Source organism: Ginsengibacter sp., from assembly GCF_057362405.1.
This window is the reverse complement of the sequence record NZ_JBMQQG010000024.1, coordinates 1-23,941: the sequence shown is the minus strand read 5'-3', so window position 1 is coordinate 23,941 and position 23,941 is coordinate 1. Positions and strand designations below refer to the sequence as shown.

Below are 23,941 nucleotides of genomic sequence, written 5' to 3'. Positions count from 1 at the left end.
TCTTGCTACTCTCGGTAATCATAGTAAATTATAACGTAAAGTATTTCCTTGAGTATTGTCTTTACTCGGTTGTAAAAGCCTTAAAAAATATTGATGGAGAAATATTTGTTGTTGATAATAACTCAACAGATGGAAGCAAAGATTTTTTCCAAAATAGTTATCCAGGAGTAAATTTTATTTGGAACACAACAAATGAAGGTTTTGCAAAAGCCAATAATAAAGCACTGCTGCAAGCCTCCGGAGATTATATACTTTTTCTTAATCCCGACACAATTGTTTCCGAAGATTGTTTTGAAAAATGTATTGCGTTCCTCCGGTCAAAAAAAAATTTAGCAGCTTGTGGTGTCAAAATGATTGATGGCTCCGGCAGGTTCCTGAAAGAAAGTAAGAGGGCGTTTCCTGCACCAATGACTTCTTTGTATAAGTTAACCGGACTTTCAAAGATTTTTCCCAAGTCAAAGACCTTTTCAAAATACCATCTTGGTTATCTCGATGAAAATAAAAATCACGAAGTTGATGTATTGGCAGGAGCTTTCATTATGGTTCCCAAAATAATTATAGACCAAATTGGGGGCTTCGATGAAAGCTTTTTTATGTATGGTGAAGATATTGACATAAGCTACCGCATTCAAAAAGCCGGTTATACAAATTTTTATTTTGCCGAAACCTGTGTGATTCATTTCAAAGGTGAAAGTACCAGGAAGGGAAGTCTTAATTATGTAAAGATGTTTTACAAGGCCATGAGTGTTTTTGTAAAAAAACATTATGGAGGAACTACAGCGGGTTTGTTTAATTTTTTTATACATGTTGGTATTTTTTTCAGAGCAGGTTTATCTGCTACTGCACGTTTTTTTAGCCTTGGAAAACCCAGGATGCCACACGTAAATAATGAAATAACTGAATCAATTATCGCCGGATCAGAGGAAGATTTCAAAGAGGTTGCAACTCTGTTTCAAACATGCGGAATAAATAGAAGCGCCGTTGGCCGCATTTCAGGAGACGAGATCGCCAGAGCTAATAACACCGGGTCTTTGAATAAAATAGTTGAAGTTCTATCAGCAAAAAATGCGAAGGAAATTATTTTCTGTGAGGGCCAACTCTCTTTTAAGCAAATTATTTCGACGCTGCCTTACATTCCAAACGGTATTGACATTATTTTTTATGTTGCAACGCTGCATTCGTTAATTAGTAGTTCCAATAGAAACGAAGCAGGGATTTTTATTTCGAAAGAAAATAGATAGCGTATAGGCGACCCCGTTGGCAGCTGAATACTATTTTAGCGATTAAAGTCTGCAACAATTATAGATTTTTTCTGTTCGTATTAGGGTTAATGTGTTAATATCATTATCAATTTTAAATTTCCAATAACTATTTCCGAAATTTGCACGCTAAACAAAATAATGAATGGCATATAATAATTACAGACCGTCTCAAAAAATTCCACCGGTTGTTTTAAACCTTATTATCATTAATGTTATTGTTTTTGTAGCTCAATTGGTTTTTGATGACACCTTCAATCTTACGGGCAGATTTGGCCTTTATTCTTATAACGATCCACGTTTTGAGCCTTATCAATTGGTTACGCACATGTTTTTACACGGCGGGTTCATGCATATATTATTCAATATGTATGCGCTGTGGCTCTTTGGGGCAGTATTGGAACGAATCTGGGGGCCAAAAAAGTTTTTTATTTTTTATTTTGTTTGTGGACTTGCCGCAGGTTTAGCAGAAATGTTTTTTGTGCCCGGAGGTCCCGCCATTGGCGCATCGGGCGCAATTATGGGACTTCTCGGAGCCTTTGCTTATACGTTTCCTAACACTGAATTTTTTATTATTCCATTCCCTTTTCCCATTAAGGCAAAATATATGGCGGCTATTTTTGCAGCCTTCGACCTCTTTGGCGGATTTGCCGGAGGAGATAATGTGGCACATTTTGCGCATATAGGAGGCCTGGCGATGGGCCTCATTTTAGTAATCATCTGGAACCAAACCGATAAGAAAAGGTTTTATTAAATTTTTAGCAGGCGTCTTTAACTGGAAGGAAATTGGTAATTTTATATCCCTTTCCCTTATAAAACAGAATAGAACAAAATGGGAGAATCCGAAAGATATATTGACCGTCGAGTTAAAAAAATAACCCTTGGTGAAGACAACAATGCGCTCATCGCCCTTATCAGCATAAATGCAATTGGGCTGATTATTCCCGGTTTAATTAAAATTATTTATAAGATTGTTGATCCTGCAAGCACGGCTTTCTACACTCATATTTTGCCCTGGTTTATATTACCGGCAAAACTCGCTGGTCTCGCACGGAATCCGTGGACGGTCTTAACTTATATGTTTGTGCATACGCAATTTATTGTTGCATTCACGAACATGCTTTGGTTGTGGGCTTTTGGTTCCATTTTGCAGGATATGTCGGGTAATAAAAAACTAATTCCGATCTATTTATATGGTGGCCTGGCGGGAGCCCTTGTTTTTATAGCCACCAGTTATGCTTTCCCGCCAAGTAATTTCCCTTTTTTTGAAGGAGCCAGTGCTTCTGTTATGGCAATAGCAATTGCGACAACGGCCCTTGCTCCCGATTATCGCATTTTTCGAATGTTGAATGGCGGTATCCCCCTTTGGGTGCTTACAATTTTATTTGTCGTACTAGATTTTGCCAGTATTGGAACCGGTGCACCTGCACAACATTTGGCACATTTTGCCGGAGGCCTCATTGGGTTCTTTTTTATTGTTGCTCTTCGCCGTGGGCACGATTGGGGGGGTTGGATGATTAAATTTTATAATTGGTTCATGGATCTGTGCAATCCTGATAAAAAAATATTGACTCCCCAAAAAACCCGGGAAAAAATGTTTTATAAAACCGGTAACCAAAAACCTTTTGAAAAACACTCGATCATTACCCAGCAACGAATCGATGAAATTCTTGACAAGATTAATCAAAAAGGATTTCATTTATTATCCGAGGAAGAGAAAAATATTTTAAAAAGGGCGGGGGAGGCTGATTTTTGATAACTGCTTATTGTTTTCAACTCATCTTATTAAAGTGTTATTTATGTAAATGGAAAAACCATTTCTGCGCAGGTTTGCAAAAAAAATTTTTATTGTTACCAACCTTCTCATCGCAATATTATTTCTTGCTGGTGCTTACGTAAAATATTTTAATCCCGCCCGTTGGTGGTTTTTGGGATTGTTCACTTTTATTCTTGCATATCTTTTAGTAGGGCTCTTTTTCTTTCTCATATTCTGGCTGTTTAAAAAATCATGGTGGAGCATCGTTTCAGCCATTACTATTGTTGCGGGATGGCAGGCCGTCATCAACATCTTTCCCCTCAATTTTTCTTCTTCTTTTACAATGAAGAAAAAACCGGGAAGCATTCGTGTAATGAGCTGGAATGTTGAGCAATTTAATATTCTTCATCATAAAGAACATCCTGAAGTAAAAAAGGAGATGTTTGACCTGATAAACGAATACGATCCTGATATTGCTTGTTTCCAGGAAGTGGTGGCTGGTGATAAGAAGAAAGGCATTAACTATTTTCCAGACATAAAAAAAGCCTTAAGATTCGTAGATTATTTTTATTCCTATAGCATCCGGGACGATTTTGATAAAGACCATCATTTCGGCAGAATTATATTTTCGAAATTGCCTATTATTAATAAACAAACTGTAGTTAATTATCCCAATGATTATAACGCTACATTCCAGTACATTGATGTTCTTGCCGGAAACGATACCATTCGGGTATTTAATATTCATCTACAATCATTAAAATTTACCCAATCAAACCTGAGCTATCTCGACAATGCCAGCATTAACAGCGATAGCAATATAACAGAATCAAAAAGCATCATTTCAAAAATAAAAAAGGGGTTTATCAAGAGATCTATCCAGGCAAATTTTATTAAAGACGAATTGGATCACAGCCCTTACCCTGTAGTTCTTTGCGGCGATTTTAATGACGTGCCCAATTCGTATGCTTACGAAACAATTGGCGCTGGCCTTCAAAACGCCTTTGTAGAAAAGGGTTTCGGAATCGCAAGAACATTCAGCACGATATCTCCTACGCTGCGTATCGATAATATTTTTATGGATAAAGCTTTTGCTGTAACTCAGTTTACAAGAGTCAAAAAATTGCTCAGCGATCATTTCCCGATAATAGCTGATTTAATTCCTCCACAAAACACCAAATAATTTTTATCTTTATCGAAATGAATACTCAATTTTCTTACCTTTTTTATTGTTGTACCTGTTGCTCATAGGGCATTCGGTATACCTTTGCCGTTAACACCTCCAAAAAACATATTGTCCGTTTTTTTAAATACAAGAGATTTTTATGTCGCTCAAATTATACAACTCACTAACCCGGCAAAAAGAAACCTTCAAGCCCATAACGCCACCGCATGTTGGCATGTACGTTTGCGGTCCCACCGTTAGTGGGGAAAGCCATTTGGGGCATGCCAGGCCTTATATCACCTTCGATGTTGTTGTAAGATATTTAACCCATCTTGGTTATAAAGTAAGATATGTTCGTAACATAACTGATGCCGGCCATTTTGAAGAAGAAGGGAGGGAGGCCGAAGATAAAATATCAAAAAAAGCAGTGCTTGAAAAAGTGGAACCAATGGAGTTGGTGCAGAAATACACAAATCTCTTTCATTGGGCCATGAAACAATTTAACACGCTGGACCCTAATATTGAACCAACCGCCACAGGGCACATTGTAGAGCAGATAAACATGATTGAAAAAATTATTGAAGCCGGCTATGCCTATGCCGTAAATGGTTCTGTTTATTTTGATGTAAAGAAATACGCCGAAATTCATAATTATGGAGAGCTCAGCGGGCGCATTATTGATGATCTTTTGGAAACAACCCGGATGTTGGAAGGCCAGGACGAAAAAAGAAACAAAGCTGATTTTGCTTTATGGAAATCTGCTCCGCCGCAACATGTTATGCGCTGGAAAAGCCCTTGGGGTGAAGGTTTCCCCGGCTGGCATATTGAGTGCTCTGCTATGGCAACAAAATATTTAGGCGCCAGGTTCGATATTCACGGGGGTGGAATGGACCTTCAGTTTCCACACCATGAAAGTGAGATTGCCCAAAGCTGGATCTGCAATCATGTAGAACCTGCAAAATATTGGATGCACAATAACATGATAACGATCAACGGGAAGAAAATGGGTAAGAGCTATAACAATGTTATAAAACTTACCGAGATGTTTAGTGGCAATCATCCACTGTTAACGCAAGCCTTCAACCCGATGACGATACGTTTTTTTATTTTACAAACGCATTACAGGAGTACGCTTGATTTTAGCAGCGAAGCATTAGTGGCCGCAGAAAAAGGTTTAAAAAGGTTGTGGGATGCCTATGAAATTTTAAAGAAACTGGAGGATAACAATTCTAATCTGCCGTCCGACGCGGAACTGGATGAAAAGATAAACAAGCTTATAGATGAATTTGACGATTTTATGAACGATGATTTTAATACGGCGAAGGTTTTGGCCAACATGTTTGAAATAGTTCCTGTTATCAATTCTTTGAAAGATGGAATAATCGAAAAAAAATCAATTTCTTCGGCTACGCTTAGCCGTATGAAAGATGGTTTTACAAATTATATTGAACATATTCTTGGGTTGCAATCTCTTTCTCAAAATAATGAAACCCTTAATGGTGTTATGCAATTATTGGCAGATATAAGAAAAGAGGCGAGGTCCAAAAAAGATTTTTCTACTTCGGATAAAATAAGGAAGCAGCTTGCTGAATTGGGGATTGAAATGAAAGACGAAAAGGATGGCGGCATTAGCTGGAACCCGATTTGATAAGGAATTATAAAATACATTCTACATATCTATGGAGCATATTATTCATTTGTCAAAAGATAAAAAACTAAAAAAGATTATTGATTCGCAACAGCCTTTTGCCTTAAAAAGGAGAAATAAAGTTTACCTGAATTTATGTTCTTCTATTTTGAGCCAGCAACTAAGTACAAAAGTTGCGGATGTTCTATACAAACGTTTTCTTGATTTATTTGGAGGCAAAGAACCGACTGCCCAACAAATTTTAGATACACCGGCTACAGTTTTTCGCAGCATCGGTTTTTCAAATGCAAAAGCTTCTTATGTTCATAATGTTTGCCGCTTTTTTATAGAAAATAAAATAACCGACGCCCGCTTACATAAAATGAGTAATGAAGAAGTGTTTGATTTACTGACTCAAATTAAAGGTGTGGGCAAATGGACGGTAGAAATGATATTAATGTTTACGTTGGGCAGGGAAGATATTTTTGCTCATGATGATCTTGGTCTCAGGCAAAGTGTTATCAAATTATACAAGCTAAAAGAAACTGATAAGAAATTATTGAGGGAAAAAATTGAGAAGATATCGCTTAAATGGTCTCCTTATCGCACCTATGCGAGCCGGTATTTATGGGGCTGGAAAGATGGAGAGTAGTGGCCTCTTTGCTCTCCAGGGCAGGGTTCAGAGAAACAATATAATTTAGGCTCTTTGTTCATTTACTGCGAAAAAATTTGATCAAACCCTCCTCCAGGGGTAGGGAAGCTTTACTTCTTTTTTACTAACGGATTGTTTAACCCGTTTACAACATTATCTACTACGACAAAATTGCGAAGTTTCGAAAAAAATTGTGTAAGCGTTTTGCATCCATACGTACGCACATCAAAACTCGGGTCTAACTTTCTGAGGTTAATACCAAGAGTTGAAATATATGCTTCATTACTTTCGTTTATGCTCATATCGTAAGCCTTATTGATCAGTTTGATATCAACAGAAGCTTTTTCTTTGTGTTTCTTTTCGGCTTCCTGCTTTTCTGGCTTTTCCGCTTTAGGTTCAAGGTTCTCCACGTAAGTAAAAATCTCGCATGATTTCACAAAAGCATTTGGCGTTTTTTGTTCACCAATTCCCATAACGAATATTCCATCTTCGCGTATGCGCTTTGCCAGGCCTGTATAATCACTGTCGCTTGACACTATACAAAATCCATCCACCAAATTATCATGCAAAATGTCCATGGCATCGATAATTAATGCGCTGTCTGTTGAATTTTTTCCTGTGGTATAAGAGAATTTTTGAATCGGGTTAAACGCCATTTCATTCAACAGGCCTTTCCAATGATTCATATGCTGGGTAGTCCAATCGCCATAAACCCGACGTATGGTAACCTTTCCATACTTGGACGCTTCTTCTAAAACGAGGTCCATCATTTTAGCCTGTGCATTATCCCCATCTACCAGCAAGGCAATCTTTTGATTTTTTATATCCATAATTTTATATTGACACAAATTTATGATTAAACGCCCATAACACAGTTTGGCCGGTTTTATTAAGCTCATTTCAATTTAATTTTCCTATCTTGATTTCATTAATGCGAATATTTTATCTTTGGCATTACTAAACATGTTATATGAAGTTTATCGTTTCCTCAACACAGTTATTAAAACACCTTCAGCAAATAAGTGGCGTTATAAATGCAAATACGGTTTTGCCTATTCTTGAAGATTTTTTGTTTGAAATTGAAAAGAATAAACTTACCGTAGTGGCTACTGACCTTGAAACGGTAATGAAAATAAACATGGATATTGAAGCAAAAGACAGCGGTAAAGTTTGTATTCCTTCAAAAATATTATTAGACTCTCTCAAAAATATTCCTGAGCAGCCGCTCACTTTTAATATTGATAAAAATTTTGGTGTTGAAATTACAAGCGATAATGGCAAGTATAAAGTGATGGGTGAAAATCCTGACAATTTTCCGAAAGAACCCGTGGCAGATACAACCAATGCCTTCACCATGCCTTCTGCTGCTTTGGTTACCGCAATTAATAAATGCCTTTTTGCTGTTAGTAATGATGACCTGAGGCCTGCGATGACTGGCGTTTTCTTTGAGCTTTCCGATAAAGGGATCACTTGCGTTGCAACAGATGCTCACCGTTTGGTTCGTTTTACAAGGCTTGATGTTTCCTGCCCCAAAACAGATACATTCATTGTTCCGAAGAAGCCTTTAAATCTATTAAAAGGAGCGCTTCCATCAAACGATGATGGACTGGAAATTTCTTACAATAAAAATCATTTATTCGTAAAACATGGCGGAACAGAACTCGTGTGTCGCCTTATAGATGCAAGGTTCCCGGATTATAAAGTTGTTATCCCCACAGACAATCCTTATAAGCTTACCGTTAATAGAAATGATTTTCAAAACGCATTGAGAAGAGTGAGTGTATTTAGTAATAAAAGTACTAACCAGGTAGCGCTAACCATTACCGGGAGCGAGTTGCAACTTGCCGCACAAGACATCGATTTTAGTTTTGAAGGCAACGAACGCATGACCTGCCAATACGATGGCGAAGATCTTCAAATAGCTTTCAATGCCAAGTTTTTAATTGAAATGCTGAATGCAACCGACTCGGAAGAAATTATTATAGAATTAAGCACTCCCACAAAAGCGGGCATTATTAAACCTTCCGAAAAAACTGAAGACGAAGTTCTGTTGATGCTCGTGATGCCGCTGATGCTTAATAGCTAAAAATGCTATTCTGAAACTTACACGCTGCCTGTAGCTTTTTGTCTTTGCATTCCGGCATTCACCTGATTTTACTTCTTCCCTGGGACATAATATTTAAACCTTCGTGCAGAAAGTATTTCAGTATTTTTAATGATTCTTCAATTAAACCCAACTAACATGATCTGGATCGTCCTCGGAATTCTTCTTTTTATAATAACAAGTATTATTGTTAAAACTAACCCTGAGTTTTACAAGTACAAAGGTCTCGGCAGAATTCTCGGCTTGTCTTTTATTGCCATAGGAATTCTTGTAGCCTGTATTGTTCAAATAAATGTAGGCGAAACAGGCGTGAAGGTTTTATTTGGCAAGGTGCAACCGGATGTTTTAAGTAGCGGATTGCATTTCGTAAACCCACTTCTAGACATTCAAAGAGTAGATATTAAAACGCAGAATTATACCATGAGCGGCGTTAATGATGAGGGCGACAAGGCTGGCGATGATGCCATTAAAGTACTTGCCAGTGATGGATTGGAAGTGACGATTGACCTTACAGTTTTATACAGGGTAATTGGAAGTGAGGCTCCTAAATTATTAAGCGAGACCGGGCCAGATTTTAAAGATAAAATTGTGCGTCCTTTAACCCGTACAAAAATCAGGGATAATGCTGTTTATTACCAGGCTATCGAATTATTTAGTAACAAAAGAGATGAATTTCAACAAAGAATTTATAAAAGCATTGAAGATAATTTCAGGCAACGAGGTCTATTACTGGAACAGTTATTAATAAGAAATATTACATTGCCTAATTCTGTGAAGGCGTCTATTGAATCAAAAATAAATGCAGAGCAAGATGCAAAAAAAATGGAATTTGTTCTGCAAAAAGAAAAACAGGAAGCAGAAAGGAAAAGAGTCGAGGCGCAGGGCATTGCCGATTATCAACGCATAATTAATACAGGCCTTACAGATAACCAGTTACAATATGAGCAGATACAGGCTATCAAAGAATTGGCTTTAAGCACGAATGCAAAAATAGTAATGATGGGAAAAGGTAACACTCCGGTGATTATCGACGGAAAATAAATTTCTATGGAATTAGTAACCGTAAGAACTTTTAGTAATCATATTTCCGCCAATTTGTTGCTCATTAAATTGAGAAATGGCGGCATAGAATGTTATTTAAAAGATGAAAATACCGTAACAATGGATCCAATATTGACCTACGCTGTTGGGGGTATTAAATTAGTAGTGAAAAAAGAAGACTCAGAGGAAGTTCTTAAAATTCTACGGCAGTTCGATGAAGATTACATGCAAAAAGCGGTTTGCCCAAAATGCGGTTCTCATAAAATAGAACTCGTTCCAAAAAGAAACACCTCTAATATGGTTACGGCTATTTTAAGTTGGATTTTTTCGAGTTATGCCGTTTCTGCAGAAAACGTTTATAAATGCAGCAATTGTGGATATGAGAGCAGCACGTTACCCGAGCCTTTAATTTCAGATTCCGGTACATTTGAATCCGAAAATCTAAATTAACTTTTTTTGAAATCCCATTTTGTTTCGCGTTGCTGTGTAACTATTTATTATGAAATCAATTGCGCTTATTCCTGCACGTTATGAAGCTACCCGTTTTCCCGGTAAGCTTATGCAAATGCTCGGCGATAGAACTATTATACGACATACGTATGAAAATACCGTTGCCACTTTATTGTTTGATGAAGTGATAGTTGTAACTGACAGCCATATTATTTTTAATGAAATTGTAGAAAATGGAGGATATGCATTGATGAGCCGGGGTCAGCATGAAAGCGGGAGCGAACGCATTGCCGAAGCTGCTGCCGATATTGATGTAGATGTGATTGTGAATGTCCAGGGCGATGAACCTTTTGTAAAAAAGCAACCGCTCCAGGATCTCTTAGCTGTTTTCACCAGTGATCACCATCATCATGTACAAGTAGCTTCCTTGATGCATGAAATACATGACGAGGATTTAATTATTACTCCCAATACAGTTAAAGTAGTTATCGACAAATTTTCAAACGCACTAATGTTTAGCAGAAGTGTTATTCCGTTTAGAAGAGATAAGACTGCAAAGGTTACTTATTATAAGCACATTGGCATTTATGCTTACCGTAAAGACGCATTGATGAACTTTACCATGTGGAAACCAACTCCAATGGAAGCAAGCGAAAAACTAGAGCAACTTCGTTATCTCGAAAACGGTGTTAAAATTAAAATGGTACTCACCAACGAATCTCCGGTTTCTATAGATACTCCTGAAGATTTGCGGAAGGCTAAAAAACTAATAGCTTCTATTTAGAAAAAAATGCGGTTCAACCGTTAATTCCACAGCATTCTCAATCTTAGGCAAAATTATTGTAGTTTTCAAAACCTTAAACGTATATTAATGCCTATGATAGCTAATTTAAAATTCATTTTTTCAACAGCGATAATTGCATTATTAATTTCTTGTAATGAGAACGATAAAATAAGCATTGAAAAATCTGCTTCGGCTTTTGATATAAAGCAGGCGGAAGCATCAATCACGCAAAGTAATCAGAATTTTATGAAAGCATTTAAAGCTGGCGATTCCATCGGTGTTGCAGCGTGCTATACAAGCGATGCTAAAGCTATGGCAGCCCACATGCCCTCAATAGTAGGTAGAAATAATATTATGCATTTTTTTAGCGAATCGATGAAAGATGGATTGAAGAAAATTAAGCTTACAACAAATCTGATTTCCGGGGATAGCAGTATCGTGGCTGAAGAAGGAACTTATGCATTGTCTGATAGTAGTGGAAAAAGTATCGACAAAGGAAAATATATTGTTCTTTGGAAACAGGAGGCCGGCAACTGGAAAATGTTTCGCGATATATGGACCACCGATTTGCCCGATTCTGCATCTTTAAAAAAATCTGCTGTTAGTAACCGGTCTAACGGAAATCATTAAACGAAATTTTTTTACAGATATGACTAAAAAGCCAATAAAAAACTTATTAAAGCCTGGTAAATACTTATCCCTAATAAAATATCCCCTGGACCTGATGCGCACGAAAAAAGTGCTGCAGGTAAATCCCACTGTGGAGACATTTAGAAAGGACGCTGAAACTACCAAGGTTTGTGTATATGACTTCAATAAAGATTCATTAAGTGAGAAATATTTTAGAACTCCATCCGAAACCTACCAGTACCTGGAAACAAAAAATGTGAGCTGGATAAATATTGATGGGCTTAGAAAAAAAGATGTGAATGATATGTGTGCTCACTTTAATATCCATCCGCTTATTGCAGAAGATATTTTAAGTATTGGACAGCGACCAAAAGTTGATGAAATAAATGGGATGGTTTACTGCTTGTTAAGTATGTTATATTTTAATAAAGAAGAGAAATATGTTGAGGCTGAACAAATAAGCATTCTCCTTGGCAAAAATTTTGTTTTAAGTTTCCAGGAAGACGCGTCAAAAGATGTTTTTAATCCTTTGCGTGATAAGCTTCGGATTGTGGGAAGTAAGATCAGGCAAAATGGTGCAGACTTTTTATTTTATAGTCTTATCGACATGATCGTTGATAATTATTTTATTGTAATGGAAAAACTCGGGGAGGAAATTGAGGCGCTTGAAGAAGATATTATCCGCCGGGCCGACACCCGCTCTCTTGCGCAAATAAATACCATTCGAAAAGAAATGATTGTTTTAAAAAGAAACGTAGCACCGGTGAGAGATCTCGTAAATGGAATTTTGCGCAGCGAAAGTGAACTTATAGAAACAAAAACAGAAAATTATTTTAAAGATGTTTATGACCATATAGTGCAGGCAAATGACCTTGCAGAGAACTATCGCGATATGATGATCAACCTGCAGGACCTTTACCTGAGTAAAGTAAATTTAAAAATGAATGAGGTAATGAAAGTAATGGCGGTTGTGACTTGTTTACTGGCTCCTGCTACCGTAATCGGTGGAATTTTTGGAATGAATTTTAATAAAATTCCATGGATCCACAATGATTATGGGTTCTTTATTGCCGTAGGTTTTATGCTCCTGATTCCTGTGTGGATGATAATAATATTTAGAAAAAGGGGATGGTTTTAATTTCTTTTTTTATAAACAGGAACGGTGCTGCAAGGTTCGCCGTACATTATACTTTGTGCAACCGGCATTAATAATTTAGTAACCTCCGCATAAATAGAAGCGGGTATTTCTTTTTCGCCACAACCTTTTATTACAACTCTCTTTCCTTCAAAATCTTTTATGTCAATCTTTTTAAGATTCTTTAAAAAAAGAACCTCTTGCATGAAAGATTCATTACCTACTATTACATCTTTCGCCACCGGTTGTAAATAACTCACGGCAAGCATATAGGCCCACAGCGGAATTATCGCGTCTGCCGAACACGTTATGCAAACGTTTTTATTTATATAAACAGACCAGTCATTTTTCTTTAAACTCTCCCTGTAATCTTTTTCTCTCAGGATGAGTTCCATAAATAAGTAATCTTTCAAATCAAAAACAATACTATCTCCTTCCGGGAAAAATTTTTCAAGGTCTATTGTTTCCAACGAGCTTTGGGCTACTTTATTTACAATTTCTTCTTCCATAATTTTCCTATTAATGTAAAGTTACGAACATCATTATTTATGAATAAGAGCTTAACAATTCATCGCCATATTCCGTAATCAAGGAAACTTCTTTTTTGAGGGTCTATAAAAACAAAAAAGCCACCTCGCAGATGGCTTTCGTTTTAATTGAAAATTATTTTAAAAGAATTTATTTCTATAATCTTTTATAGTCGCCATTTTCTTTAATGCGGCAAAAGACTGGCCAAGCGCTGATTGTGATGCACGGTTTATTTCAGCTGCTTTTTGTTGAGCAAGCATTTCGGGTGTGGCCGGCGCCTTGGCAGCAATACTGTTTACTTTTATTACAAACACTCCTGTATTACCAGGTATTGGAGGCGAAACTTTTGCCTGATATTCTTTATCAAAGGCGGCTCCGGCAACTTTTGGTTCATTCCCTACTCCATTAATAATCTGCGCATCAAAAGTAAGCGTTGAGTCTGCGCCGGTGGTTAATACTTGTTGGTTATAAACTTTAGCCGCTGCGTCCAACGTCGTTGGGTTATTCAGTTTACTTTTTATCTCGTCTGCTTTTTTAATATTTCTTATCGTTGATTCAACCATTGGCCTGGCAGTTTTTACATCGGGTGTTCCTTCTTTTACCTTCCTGTCAACAATTGCCACTATAAAATCGTCTTTAATTGAAAACGGTTCGGAAACCTCTCCTTCTTTAGCACCAAAAGCCCATCTTACAATTTGCCTCGCATCTTGCAAACCGCCCAACTGAAAATCATTTTCTTTTACTGTTGTTGGTACCGTAATCTCTTTTAATCCGTTTTTAGCAACATAATTATCGAACGCCTGTTTGTCTCTTGCCTGACTGTAAAGCTTGTTCGCGGCAGCATTTGCATCATTAATCGTTTCGTCACTTGGCACTATTTCTTTTGCCATATAGGCAATTTTATAGGCTGGTTCCAGATTCTTCTTGTCCAGTATTTCAATATAGTGCCAGCCAAATTGTGTTTTTACTACCTTCTTTGTTTCTCCTTTTTCATTCAATAAAAAATCGCCAAATTCTTTTGCAAACCCTTCGCTTTGAATTGTATTGAGATCAAAGGTCATTACGCCTTTATCTTTATGAGCAGCCTGGTCGGTACTATATCTCGCCTCAAGCGAATCGAAATTAGCACCATTCTTAATTGCAATTGCAATGCTGTCTGCCAATTTGTGAGCTGTGCTATCCGGAGTTGTCGGTTGTCCGTTCTGCTGGTCAACAGTCCCAATTAATATATGGCGGCATTTAATGCTGTCGGGTAGGATTTTTGTTGAAACCTTCTTTGCAAGAACATAGTCTTTCGAATCAAGATAAGGGCCAAAAACGCCCCCATCCTGCAAAGCAATTATTGAATCTTTAAATGGCATTTGAAGTTTTGATTTTGGCGTATACCCGTCAAAGTAAGTCATAGCCGAAGAGTTCCTGGCCAGAAAGGCACTGGCATTTGAATCTGATTTAAACTGGGGCTTTAAATCTTCAAGTGATTTTTTGATAGCACCACTATCTTTGCTATTTGCCGAAGCGCTGAAAGAAACATAAGATATGATCAACCCTCCATCCTGTTTAAATTTTAATTTGTTTTTACTAACATAGCTTTCAATATCATCATCCGTTACTTTAACCGTACTGTCGTTAATTAAACTATAAGGAATTGCCACGTAGGAAATATTGGCAAAATTGCTTTTTTGCGCTTCCTGGACCTTTGAAAGCCAACCAGGAATATAAATGCTGCCAGCGATCATTGAAGTATACTTTGTATACAAGTTATTTAACCGCATTGGTTCGATCACCTGCGAATTGATTGCTTTTCTTTGCTCCTCATTTTTTGATTTCCTTGTTTGTGCCCACCACTGCTGGGCCTGGACTATATCATATTGGCCGGTTTCCTTGTTGGTGAAAGCTTGTTTCAATTGTTGTGGCGCATCGTCGCTGAACATAATGGAACTCATTTCCTTTGGCGTGAAAGTAATGCCCAAATCGTCAAATTGACCGGTAACTATTTTTTCGGCCACCATTTGATCCCATGTGGATTGCCTTATTTGGTCTGTGGGTGCAGCCGACCCATTATTTTGGTATTGCTGTTCCATTTCCTTAACCTTGTCATCAAAGTCGGACATTTCAATCTTATCACCATTAACAATACCAATAGTGGTTGTATTTCCGCCTCCAAATAACTTACCGGTGCCACTTCTTGAATCCATTAATATAAAACCAATAAGGCTAAGCGCAATTATTGCTATTACGATAACAGCCCCTCTCTCACGAATTGTCTGAATTATTGACATAGATTTTGTTCTCTTAATTTTAAATGGACGGCAAAAATAGTGTAAAATAACTTAGGAACAAACTGTGGAAAACTCATATAAAACAGGATACACAAGACATTTGGAGGAAAGAAAATATTAAAAATGCATTAAGTGAATTATAACAATAATATTATCAACAAATGCCTGTGCGAAAATTTCATTTGCTGTTGATAAACGCACGTGTACAGAAAAATCAATCTTTATAAAAAAAGAAAAGAAAATGGTTTTTTGGCAAAAGGTACTGTTAAAAATAAAAACGAACATTTTCCCACGGGCCCGTTCACAAAAATATTGTGTGACGTGACACATTTTTTTATCCTCATCAATTTTTATCTACTTATGTTTATAAAGGCGTTAAACACGCTACCATATGTTAAAGAATACTGTTAAGTTTTTGTGTAATGATGTGGATAAAACATATCATTTAATTTTGCATCAATAAGGAAATACTTAGTATCCACAAATTCACATACATAATAGTAATAAGCTATTAAATAAATAATGTATTAATATTAAATACTATGGCAGATATACACATTGAGGCGGCAAAAAGTAATTTAGAGAAAAAAGGTTTTCTCGATATTGATATTGATGTTAACTTGGACTTGTTTGCAGAAATTGAAAGACTAAAAAAAGAAAAAAATGCGATTATACTTGCTCACTACTACCAGGAACCGGATATACAGGACGTTGCAGATTTTATTGGCGATAGCCTTGGCCTTGCACAAAAGGCACAATCCACAAATGCTGATATAATTGTTTTCGCCGGGGTGCATTTTATGGCCGAAACAGCAAAAATTTTGAACCCGCATAAAAAAGTCTTATTACCAGATTTGAAAGCGGGTTGTTCTCTAGCTGATTCTGCGCCACCTGAACTTTTTAAAAAATTCAAAGACCAATACCCGGACCACGTTGTTATTAGCTACATTAATTGTTCTGCAGGTATTAAGGCGCTTAGCGATATTATATGCACATCTTCTAATGCCCAGGCAATTATTGAAAGTTTACCTAAAGATCAAAAGATAATATTTGCACCTGATAAAAATTTGGGGGCCTATTTGAAAAAGAAAACCGGAAGAGACATGATTTTATGGAACGGATCCTGCATAGTCCATGAAATATTTAGTCTTGAAAAAATTACGAAACTTAAGATCAGACACCCTAAAGCAAAAATAATAGCACATCCTGAATGCGAAGAGCCCGTCTTGAGAATTGCAGATTTCATTGGCAGCACAACTGCACTTTTAAAATATAGCATTGAAAACGAGGCCCGGGAATTTATAGTTGTAACGGAGACGGGTATCCTACATCAAATGCAAATTAAGTCGCCAGGTAAAACTTTTATCCCAGCTCCCCCCGATAATATGTGTGCTTGCAACGATTGTCCTTATATGAAATTAAACACGCTGGAGAAATTATACTTATGTATGGAATATGAAGAACCGCAGATAATAATGGATGAGGAGTTATTGATAGCTTCTAAAAAACCGATTGAGAGGATGCTTGAAATAAGCAAGAAGTACGGATTGTAGAATTCATTCAGTTAGTGAAAATACTAAGTCGTTGCACTGCTTCACTCAAAGTACTTTCTTTTTTCGCAAAGCAGAATCTTAAAACCTTATCATCATTAGATTTTTTATAAAAAGATGATAGGGGTATTGTGGCAACTCCGGCTTGCTCAGTAAGTTTTATTGCAAAGTCATTTTCTTTTTCGTTACTAATAGCCGAATAATTATATAGTTGAAAGTAACTTCCATACGAAGCAAGTGGTGTAAACTTTGTGCTCTTCATTAAATTATGAAAGAAATCTCTTTTCTTTTGTAAAGAACTTGCTAATCCAAGGTAAACATTTTTTATTTTTAAAAATTCAGCCAGAGCAAATTGAACAGGAGAATGACAGCTAAAACAATTAAACTGGTGTACTTTTCTAAATTCTTTCATTAAATAATCCGGAGCAATACAGTAACCGATTTTCCATCCAGTGCAGTTATATACTTTCCCAAAAGAAAATGAAATAAAACTGCGTTCATATAGATCCGGATATTTTAAAATACTTTCATGTTGTAGCCCGTCGAAAACAATATGTTCATAAACCTCGTCACTCATAATTAATATTTTCGTTCCTGACACGATGTTTTGCAGTTGCGACATATCACTCGCATCAAGAATATTGCCTGTGGGATTATTAGGAGAATTAATAATGATCATTCTTGTCGCGTGGGTGATTTTTTCTTTAACCACTTTCCAATCAATTTTATAGTAAGGATATGAAAGAGGAATCCTTATTGCGTTTGCACCGTTGATCTCGATATTGGGAATATAGCTATCGTATGCTGGCTCAAATACAATTACCTCATCTCCTGGCTGCAATACAGATGTAAGTGCAGTATAGATTGCGTAAGTGCCGCCGGGTGTTATGGTAATCTCTGTTTCGGGATTTAAAATTTTTTTGTAAAGAAAATGAACTTTTTCGGCTATACTTTCCCGTAATGTTAACAGACCGTTCATGTGGACATATTGATTATAACCATTTTTCATTGCTTTATAAACCAAATCAATTAAACCTTCATTCATTGGAAAATCCGGGAAACCCTGGCCAAGATTAATAGCATTATGCTTTACAGCAAGGGAGCTCATAACCGAAAAGATAGTTTGCCCTGTATTGGGAAGTTTGCTTCTGACAGAAAGATTATTCAAGAGTATATAATTGATTAAGATTAATCAAAAGTATACATTACTTATTTTCGAAAAGCAAGGTTTGTTTTAGATTGATATACAAAAAAGAATAGGGGAATAATCCAGATAAATTGCGAAAGATACTTAGTAACGTCTTGAAAAAGATAAGCACGCGGAGCCGGATCCGCATTTGGGATTCCAAAAATAACGGGCACGGAATTACCGAATGTCCAATTTAGGTATTTAGAATCTCCATTATAGAATTTTTTAAGAGAGTCCGCGGAGCCTTTCCAATACTTTTCTTTTCTTTCCTTTTCTTCTATTTTAGGTTCCATATTTGGGTCAAAAAAATACCAATTGTTCTTAAAACAAAGTTCTGTAGCATAGTGATGAGGAAAACCTACACTCCTATAAGGAACTTTTTTTTCTTTCATTACACTCATGATAACAATCGCTTGCTGGGAGCATCCGGCGTAGGGATACCTGAGAATTTCATCAGGATCTACGGGTGCGGCTAGTCCTCGACCTAAGAAAAGTTGGCCGATTACCGCAAGCCAATTTTGTTGTAACGTATAACTCGAGAAACCATGGTAAAAGCGCTTTCTTAAAATAGAGGCAACTAAAACACCATATCCCAAAGAGCCTGGTTTTATATGGTTGACATTTGCAATACTATCCGAATAAGCAACCAGTTTTTGAACTGAATTTATACCGGATAAGGAAGGATCAAATAATTCCTTCCTATTATATTCGGGTTTCTTTTCCAGGGAAATATTGAAAAGAAGCGGCAGAAAAAGCAACACGGCCAGTAACAGGGTTAAAATCTTCATGTGCATCTGTTGTTAACAAAATCTCAAGACAGAAGAAGAACGCGAAACCTACGAAATTATTATTTTGAGGTTGCATTTACCTATTTTGTCGCCGTAATTCGATGCCATTCAGGAATTCTTACAGATATTTATCTCCTTTGCTTCTTTTTATTTCTGCAACATATTCTTTTATGTGTTGCTCTTTTTCCTTCTTGCAAACTAATAACACATCATCGGTATCAACAACAATAAAATCTTCAAGTCCTTGCAGCACCAGAAGTTTGTTGCTGGCGGAATGTACCATATTTTTTGATGAATCGAAAAATATTACATTATCGCCCGAAAATGCGTTTCCGAGAGAATCTTTTTTAAGATTTTCATACGCACTTCCCCAGGTTCCGAGATCGCTCCAACCAAATTCTGACGGAATAACATAAACATTGTCTGCTTTTTCCAAAATACCATAGTCAATTGAGATATTAACGCATTGCGGATAAATCAAATCAATAACAGCCTGTTCGCCGGAAGTAACAAGTTCCTTTTTTGCACTATCAAAAATTTCATGTATTTCTGGGAGGTATTTTTCAAACGCTTTTATGATGCTTTCGGTACGCCAGGCAAAAATTCCAGCATTCCATAAAAAATCACCGCTAATCAGAAATTTTTTAGCAAGCTCACTGTCTGGTTTCTCAGTAAAGGTTTTTACCTTATAAACATTATCACTTACGGCATATTGCTCATGTTGTATATATCCATAGCCGGTGTTTGGCGAAAGGGGTTTTATGCCAAGGGTAATAAGTGCATTATTTTTTTCAGTAAACTCTAGTGCTTCAAGACTAACTTTTCTAAATGAAGTGTCGTCAAGAACAAGATGGTCGGCGGGCGCACATATCAAGTTACTTTTTGGATTTAATTGATGAAGCTTGTAAGAAATGTAGGCAATACAAGGGCCGGTATTTTTACGTGATGGTTCACATAGAATATTTTCCTGTTTCAGCTGTGGTAATTGCTTTTCAACAATTTCTTTGTATTGAGAAGAAGTTACTACGTAAATATTTTCATTTGGGATGTATTTCGCAAACCTTTCGAAGGTCGATTGTATTAATGTTTTACCAACATTTAACAAATCAAGAAATTGCTTGGGGTTGTCGAGGCGGCTTACTGGCCAGAAACGGCTGCCAATGCCACCAGCCATTATTGCCACAAAGTTATTTTCATTCATTTTTTGGAGTTTAAATTATTCCTTCCCTAATAAGATCGTGCAAATGTACAATACCTGCATAGTGGTTCTTCTCAATTACTATTAGTTGGGTAATATTTTTTTTGCGCATCATATCAAGTGCATCGATAGCGAGCTCTGTACTTTCAATAGTTTGGGGATTCCTGGTCATTATATCTTTTGCGATCACATGTGCCGTAACGAAATTTTTTTCGAGCATTCTCCTCAAATCACCATCAGTTATAATACCCGAAACAGAATCGCGATCGTCTAAAATCACGGTTGCCCCTAAGCGATTCTTTGTCATTTCTATTATAACATCTTTTAACGGGCTCCCTTCTTTTACCGCAGGTTTTTCATTATTGGTGATAAGATCGGTTACACGCAAATAAAGTTTCTTGCCAAGTGTTCCTCCAGGGTGAAATTTAGCAAAATCTTCAGTGCTAAATCCTTTTAATTCCATAAGGCAAATGGCAATAACATCTCCCATTACCATTTGTGCTGTCGTACTAGTTGTAGGCGCAAGATTATTAGGGCAAGCTTCCTCAGACACAGTAGTATTTAAAATAATGTCTGCACACTTCACAAGGTAGCTTTGCATATTTCCACACATGCCAATAATAATATTTTTAAAGTTTTTTATAATTGGTACCAACACTTTAATCTCCGGACTTTCCCCACTTTTACTGATAATCATTACAATATCATTTTGCTGTACCATGCCAACGTCACCGTGAATAGCATCTGCCGCGTGAAGAAAAGCTGAAGGAGTGCCTGTACTGTTAAGGGTTGCGACAATTTTTTGAGCAATTATTGCACTTTTACCAATTCCGCTTATAACAAGCCTGCCATCACACTTATGAATAGCTGTTATGGCTTTTTCAAAATCGCTATCTAACAATCCAGAAAGATCGCTTATTGATTGGGCTTCGATATCGATTGTTTTTTTTGCGGTTGCAATTATTTTATTTTTCATTCTAAATAGTTATGAAAAATTTCATTTAAACTGATAGACAATATTTGAGACATTTTTATGCGTGTAAACCTACTTTAATTGGTTGGTTGGGCAAAGTAAAATGATTTAGACTTGCTAATATTTTTCTTCGTAACTTAACTATAATATATTTTTTATAAAGAAAGGTTATAAAAGTGAAATCTTCCTTTTATTAATTCTTTTAAAAATCAATTAGATTAACTTTGGAATCCTTTAAAAAACCTACTTTGAGAAAAGAATACCATGCCTACAAGTAAAATTAAACCGCAAAAAACACCTACAAAGAAATCTACCGGGAAAAGCGCAAAAAGCCAGGAATCTGAAAACCTCTCCGATCATCTTCAACAAAATTTTGGGTTCGATGCGTTTAAAGAACCACAGGAAGCAATAATCAATAGTCTTTTAGCTGGTAAGGATACTTTTGTAATAATGCCAACCGGCGGAGGAAAGAGCCTTTGCTACCAGTTACCTGCAATAATTAGTAAAGGTTGTGCAATAATTGTTTCTCCTCTTATCGCACTTATGAAAAACCAGGTTGACTTGGTAAGAGGTTACAGTAGTACCGATCATATTGCTCACTTTTTAAACAGCACCTTAAATAAGGGTCAACAAAAAGTTGTTAAAGATGACCTTACGTCTGGTAAAACAAAAATGTTGTACGTAGCGCCTGAGACGCTTACAAAGGAAGAGAATGTTGAGTTTTTTAAGGATCTGGAAATTTCTTTTTTTGCCGTAGACGAGGCCCATTGCATCAGTGAATGGGGACATGATTTCAGGCCCGAATACAGAAGGCTTAGGGAAATTATGGATGAAATAGACAAAAAAATACCAGTTATTGCTCTTACAGCTACAGCCACGCCGAAGGTGCAAAGCGATATTGTGAAGAATCTTGGATTACGCGATCCCAATATTTTTATCTCATCCTTTAACAGGCCAAATCTATATTATGAAGTACAGCCAAAATTAAAAAAGGATCAGGTAATTAAAAGTATCGTGAAATTTATTTCTCATAACAAAGGAAAGAGTGGGATTATTTATACATTGAACAGGAAGACTACCGAGGAACTCGCTCAGACACTTATGGCAAATGGAATAAAGGCGGTAGCTTACCATGCGGGGCTCGATTCTAAACTGAGGTCAGCCCGGCAAGACCAGTTTCTGGGCGAAGATGTTCAGGTAATTGTCGCCACTATAGCATTTGGTATGGGTATAGACAAGCCTGACGTTAGGTTTGTAATTCACTATAATATTCCAAAATCGATAGAGAATTATTACCAGGAAACAGGTCGTGCAGGAAGAGATGGTTTGGAAGGAAAATGTATACTTTATTATTCGCATAAGGATGTGTCTAAACTGGAACACCTGATGCGTGATAAATCTTTGTCTGAAAGAGAAGTGGGAGGGCAATTAATTAATGAGACCGTGGCATATTGCGAAAGTGCCGTATGCCGGAGAAAAATACTGCTAAGTTATTTTGGAGAGGAATATAGCAACGATAATTGTGGCGGTATGTGCGATAATTGCAAAAATCCGAAAGAGTTTCATGAGGCTAAAACGGAAACCTTGATTGCACTGAAAGCCATAAAGGCACTAGGTGAGCGCTTTCCCATTACATATGTTATTCCAGTCATTCTGGGTAAGGCAAATCCCCAAATCAAGATGTATCGTCATGATGAATTGCCTGTATTTGGAACAGGAAGAGAAAAAGACGAACATTTTTGGAATTCCTTGATAAGGCAAATGCTATTGGAAAATCTTATAAAGAAAGATATCGAGGATTATGGTGTTTTAAAATTAGCTCCGAAAGGGGAATCCTTTTTGAAAAAGCCCATATCATTTAAAATTGCATTAAATCACATTTTTGAAGACGTGGGGGAAGATGACGAAGACGAGGGTGCCACAGAGACGGTAGCATCAGACGAAAAACTTTTTGAGTTGTTAAAAGTCCTGCGCCAGCAGGAGGCAAAGAAAAGGAATCTCCCTCCCTTTGTTATTTTTCTTGAAAACAGCCTTTTAGATATGTCAACTCTTTATCCAACGACTTTAAAGGAATTGGAAAAATGCCAAGGGGTAAGTGTGGGAAAAGCTTTGAAATTTGGGAGACCTTTTGTAAATCTTATTGAAAAATATGTTGAGGAAAATGATATTGAAAAGCCCGATGACTTTGTAATGAAAAGTGTTGTTAATAAGAATAGTAATAAAATTTTCATTATACAGAATGTTGACAAAAAAATGCCACTTGAAACTATCGCTAAAAATAAGACCTTAAAACTAGAGGAATTATTGGAGGAAATGGAAACCATCGTAGCGAGCGGTACAAGACTTAACCTTGATTACGCAATTGAAGAGTTAGTGGAAGAATATGAACAGGAAGAAATTATAGATTATTTCAAAGGATGCCAAACGTCCAGCCTGGATATAGCAAAAGAAGAACTATCCGAAGGAAATTATACACTTGAACAGTTAAAAATTATGCGGATAAAATTTTTGAGCGAATATGGGAATTAATAGGCCACTCTTTTTCCATATTTATACCTTCATTAAAAATGAATTTTTATTTCAGGTGAATATTTATATTTTTGCCGCCCATCGGTGCGGTAGCTCAGTCGGTAGAGCAAAGGACTGAAAATCCTTGTGTCGGCGGTTCGATCCCGCCCCACACCACTTTCAGGGTAATGTGGACAAAAATAGTTGGTGATTTTATTGATTTTAGGTTTGAACTTTATGTATCAGTTTGAAGAGGAAGCGGGCTCTGCTGAAGAGCAACCTGCCAGTAATAAAGCTGATGCTAAACGATAAAAAGGAGTTGATT

At 36.8% G+C, this 23,941-nt stretch carries 21 protein-coding genes and 1 tRNA gene; 15 read left to right on the top strand and 7 right to left on the bottom strand.

The window, feature by feature from the left end; all coding sequences use genetic code 11:
• Window positions 1-2: 2 nt before the first annotated feature.
• The 6 genes from ACO1O5_RS01915 to ACO1O5_RS01890 all read left to right on the top strand — a co-directional run bounded on the left by ACO1O5_RS01915 (window position 3) and on the right by ACO1O5_RS01890 (window position 6,459).
• Window positions 3-1,241, top strand: a complete 1,239-nt coding sequence (locus ACO1O5_RS01915; RefSeq protein ID WP_486267940.1) for a glycosyltransferase family 2 protein — start codon at window positions 3-5, stop codon at window positions 1,239-1,241.
• Between the two features lie 163 nt (window positions 1,242-1,404).
• Window positions 1,405-2,013, top strand: a complete 609-nt coding sequence (locus tag ACO1O5_RS01910) for a rhomboid family intramembrane serine protease (RefSeq protein ID WP_486267939.1) — start codon at window positions 1,405-1,407, stop codon at window positions 2,011-2,013.
• 78 nt (window positions 2,014-2,091) lie between these two features.
• Complete coding sequence (locus tag ACO1O5_RS01905; RefSeq protein ID WP_486267938.1) at window positions 2,092-3,015, top strand: rhomboid family intramembrane serine protease; 924 nt, start codon at window positions 2,092-2,094, stop codon at window positions 3,013-3,015.
• A gap of 49 nt (window positions 3,016-3,064) precedes the next feature.
• Window positions 3,065-4,198 carry an endonuclease/exonuclease/phosphatase family protein gene (locus ACO1O5_RS01900; RefSeq protein WP_486267937.1) on the top strand — a complete coding sequence of 378 codons (1,134 nt, stop codon included), beginning with the start codon at window positions 3,065-3,067 and terminating at the stop codon, window positions 4,196-4,198.
• A gap of 142 nt (window positions 4,199-4,340) precedes the next feature.
• A complete protein-coding gene (cysS, locus tag ACO1O5_RS01895) occupies window positions 4,341-5,828 on the top strand; it encodes a cysteine--tRNA ligase (RefSeq protein WP_486267936.1) in 1,488 nt (495 codons plus the stop codon).
• Window positions 5,829-5,859: 31 nt separating this feature from the next.
• On the top strand, window positions 5,860-6,459 hold the full coding sequence (locus ACO1O5_RS01890) for a DNA-3-methyladenine glycosylase family protein (RefSeq protein WP_486267935.1): 600 nt from the start codon (window positions 5,860-5,862) through the stop codon (window positions 6,457-6,459).
• A gap of 110 nt (window positions 6,460-6,569) precedes the next feature.
• Here the strand turns inward: ACO1O5_RS01890 and ACO1O5_RS01885 are convergent, their stop codons facing one another.
• Window positions 6,570-7,289, bottom strand: a complete 720-nt coding sequence (locus ACO1O5_RS01885; RefSeq protein WP_486267934.1) for an NYN domain-containing protein — start codon at window positions 7,287-7,289, stop codon at window positions 6,570-6,572.
• A 140-nt stretch (window positions 7,290-7,429) separates the two neighbouring features.
• Here ACO1O5_RS01885 and dnaN point away from each other — a divergent pair, with 140 nt between their 5' ends.
• The 6 genes from dnaN (at window position 7,430) to corA (ending at window position 12,606) form a co-directional block, all read left to right on the top strand.
• Window positions 7,430-8,545 carry a DNA polymerase III subunit beta gene (gene dnaN / locus ACO1O5_RS01880; protein WP_486267932.1) on the top strand — a complete coding sequence of 372 codons (1,116 nt, stop codon included), beginning with the start codon at window positions 7,430-7,432 and terminating at the stop codon, window positions 8,543-8,545.
• Window positions 8,546-8,701: 156 nt separating this feature from the next.
• A complete protein-coding gene (locus ACO1O5_RS01875; RefSeq protein ID WP_486267930.1) occupies window positions 8,702-9,604 on the top strand; it encodes a prohibitin family protein in 903 nt (300 codons plus the stop codon).
• A gap of 6 nt (window positions 9,605-9,610) precedes the next feature.
• Complete coding sequence (locus tag ACO1O5_RS01870; RefSeq protein ID WP_486267928.1) at window positions 9,611-10,054, top strand: putative signal transducing protein; 444 nt, start codon at window positions 9,611-9,613, stop codon at window positions 10,052-10,054.
• 49 nt (window positions 10,055-10,103) lie between these two features.
• Window positions 10,104-10,838 (top strand): 3-deoxy-manno-octulosonate cytidylyltransferase, encoded by a 735-nt coding sequence (gene kdsB / locus ACO1O5_RS01865; RefSeq protein WP_486267926.1) that lies wholly within the window; start codon window positions 10,104-10,106, stop codon window positions 10,836-10,838.
• A 93-nt stretch (window positions 10,839-10,931) separates the two neighbouring features.
• Window positions 10,932-11,468, top strand: a complete 537-nt coding sequence (locus ACO1O5_RS01860; protein WP_486267924.1) for a YybH family protein — start codon at window positions 10,932-10,934, stop codon at window positions 11,466-11,468.
• A 94-nt stretch (window positions 11,469-11,562) separates the two neighbouring features.
• Window positions 11,563-12,606, top strand: coding sequence for a magnesium/cobalt transporter CorA (corA, locus tag ACO1O5_RS01855; RefSeq protein WP_486267922.1), 1,044 nt, complete (start codon window positions 11,563-11,565; stop codon window positions 12,604-12,606).
• Here corA and ACO1O5_RS01850 read toward each other — a convergent pair.
• Window positions 12,603-13,112 (bottom strand): DUF2480 family protein, encoded by a 510-nt coding sequence (locus tag ACO1O5_RS01850; RefSeq protein WP_486267920.1) that lies wholly within the window; start codon window positions 13,110-13,112, stop codon window positions 12,603-12,605. The genes corA and ACO1O5_RS01850 overlap by 4 nt on opposite strands.
• Window positions 13,113-13,271: 159 nt before the next feature.
• Window positions 13,272-15,410, bottom strand: coding sequence for a SurA N-terminal domain-containing protein (locus ACO1O5_RS01845; RefSeq protein ID WP_486267918.1), 2,139 nt, complete (start codon window positions 15,408-15,410; stop codon window positions 13,272-13,274).
• 542 nt (window positions 15,411-15,952) lie between these two features.
• Here ACO1O5_RS01845 and nadA point away from each other — a divergent pair.
• The gene (gene nadA / locus ACO1O5_RS01840) at window positions 15,953-16,963 is read left to right on the top strand and encodes a quinolinate synthase NadA (protein ID WP_486267916.1); all 1,011 of its coding nucleotides are present in this window, start codon (window positions 15,953-15,955) and stop codon (window positions 16,961-16,963) included.
• A 7-nt stretch (window positions 16,964-16,970) separates the two neighbouring features.
• Here the strand turns inward: nadA and ACO1O5_RS01835 are convergent, their stop codons facing one another.
• The 4 genes from ACO1O5_RS01835 to ACO1O5_RS01820 form a co-directional block, all read right to left on the bottom strand.
• Window positions 16,971-18,128 (bottom strand): methionine aminotransferase, encoded by a 1,158-nt coding sequence (locus tag ACO1O5_RS01835; RefSeq protein ID WP_486267914.1) that lies wholly within the window; start codon window positions 18,126-18,128, stop codon window positions 16,971-16,973.
• A gap of 41 nt (window positions 18,129-18,169) precedes the next feature.
• Complete coding sequence (locus tag ACO1O5_RS01830) at window positions 18,170-18,937, bottom strand: hypothetical protein (protein WP_486267912.1); 768 nt, start codon at window positions 18,935-18,937, stop codon at window positions 18,170-18,172.
• A gap of 118 nt (window positions 18,938-19,055) precedes the next feature.
• Entirely contained in the window at window positions 19,056-20,138 is a 1,083-nt protein-coding gene (locus tag ACO1O5_RS01825) for a mannose-1-phosphate guanylyltransferase (protein WP_486267910.1), read from the bottom strand.
• 10 nt (window positions 20,139-20,148) lie between these two features.
• Complete coding sequence (locus ACO1O5_RS01820; protein ID WP_486267908.1) at window positions 20,149-21,111, bottom strand: KpsF/GutQ family sugar-phosphate isomerase; 963 nt, start codon at window positions 21,109-21,111, stop codon at window positions 20,149-20,151.
• 261 nt (window positions 21,112-21,372) lie between these two features.
• Between ACO1O5_RS01820 and recQ the strand changes: the two genes are divergently transcribed.
• Both recQ and ACO1O5_RS01810 read left to right on the top strand, forming a co-directional pair.
• Window positions 21,373-23,637, top strand: a complete 2,265-nt coding sequence (recQ, locus tag ACO1O5_RS01815; RefSeq protein WP_486267906.1) for a DNA helicase RecQ — start codon at window positions 21,373-21,375, stop codon at window positions 23,635-23,637.
• An 83-nt stretch (window positions 23,638-23,720) separates the two neighbouring features.
• A tRNA-Phe gene (locus ACO1O5_RS01810) sits at window positions 23,721-23,793 on the top strand.
• Window positions 23,794-23,941: the final 148 nt, after the last annotated feature.

Coding starts and splice junctions, on each gene's coding strand:
- ACO1O5_RS01910 (WP_486267939.1), top strand. CDS start 1,405: ATGGCATATAATAATTACAGACCGTCTCAAAAAATTCCACCGGTTGTT.
- ACO1O5_RS01905 (WP_486267938.1), top strand. CDS start 2,092: ATGGGAGAATCCGAAAGATATATTGACCGTCGAGTTAAAAAAATAACC.
- ACO1O5_RS01900 (WP_486267937.1), top strand. CDS start 3,065: ATGGAAAAACCATTTCTGCGCAGGTTTGCAAAAAAAATTTTTATTGTT.
- cysS (WP_486267936.1), top strand. CDS start 4,341: ATGTCGCTCAAATTATACAACTCACTAACCCGGCAAAAAGAAACCTTC.
- ACO1O5_RS01890 (WP_486267935.1), top strand. CDS start 5,860: ATGGAGCATATTATTCATTTGTCAAAAGATAAAAAACTAAAAAAGATT.
- ACO1O5_RS01885 (WP_486267934.1), bottom strand. CDS start 7,289: ATGGATATAAAAAATCAAAAGATTGCCTTGCTGGTAGATGGGGATAAT.
- dnaN (WP_486267932.1), top strand. CDS start 7,430: ATGAAGTTTATCGTTTCCTCAACACAGTTATTAAAACACCTTCAGCAA.
- ACO1O5_RS01875 (WP_486267930.1), top strand. CDS start 8,702: ATGATCTGGATCGTCCTCGGAATTCTTCTTTTTATAATAACAAGTATT.
- ACO1O5_RS01870 (WP_486267928.1), top strand. CDS start 9,611: ATGGAATTAGTAACCGTAAGAACTTTTAGTAATCATATTTCCGCCAAT.
- kdsB (WP_486267926.1), top strand. CDS start 10,104: ATGAAATCAATTGCGCTTATTCCTGCACGTTATGAAGCTACCCGTTTT.
- ACO1O5_RS01860 (WP_486267924.1), top strand. CDS start 10,932: ATGATAGCTAATTTAAAATTCATTTTTTCAACAGCGATAATTGCATTA.
- corA (WP_486267922.1), top strand. CDS start 11,563: ATGCGCACGAAAAAAGTGCTGCAGGTAAATCCCACTGTGGAGACATTT.
- ACO1O5_RS01850 (WP_486267920.1), bottom strand. CDS start 13,112: ATGGAAGAAGAAATTGTAAATAAAGTAGCCCAAAGCTCGTTGGAAACA.
- ACO1O5_RS01845 (WP_486267918.1), bottom strand. CDS start 15,410: ATGTCAATAATTCAGACAATTCGTGAGAGAGGGGCTGTTATCGTAATA.
- nadA (WP_486267916.1), top strand. CDS start 15,953: ATGGCAGATATACACATTGAGGCGGCAAAAAGTAATTTAGAGAAAAAA.
- ACO1O5_RS01830 (WP_486267912.1), bottom strand. CDS start 18,937: ATGAAGATTTTAACCCTGTTACTGGCCGTGTTGCTTTTTCTGCCGCTT.
- ACO1O5_RS01825 (WP_486267910.1), bottom strand. CDS start 20,138: ATGAATGAAAATAACTTTGTGGCAATAATGGCTGGTGGCATTGGCAGC.
- ACO1O5_RS01820 (WP_486267908.1), bottom strand. CDS start 21,111: ATGAAAAATAAAATAATTGCAACCGCAAAAAAAACAATCGATATCGAA.
- recQ (WP_486267906.1), top strand. CDS start 21,373: ATGCCTACAAGTAAAATTAAACCGCAAAAAACACCTACAAAGAAATCT.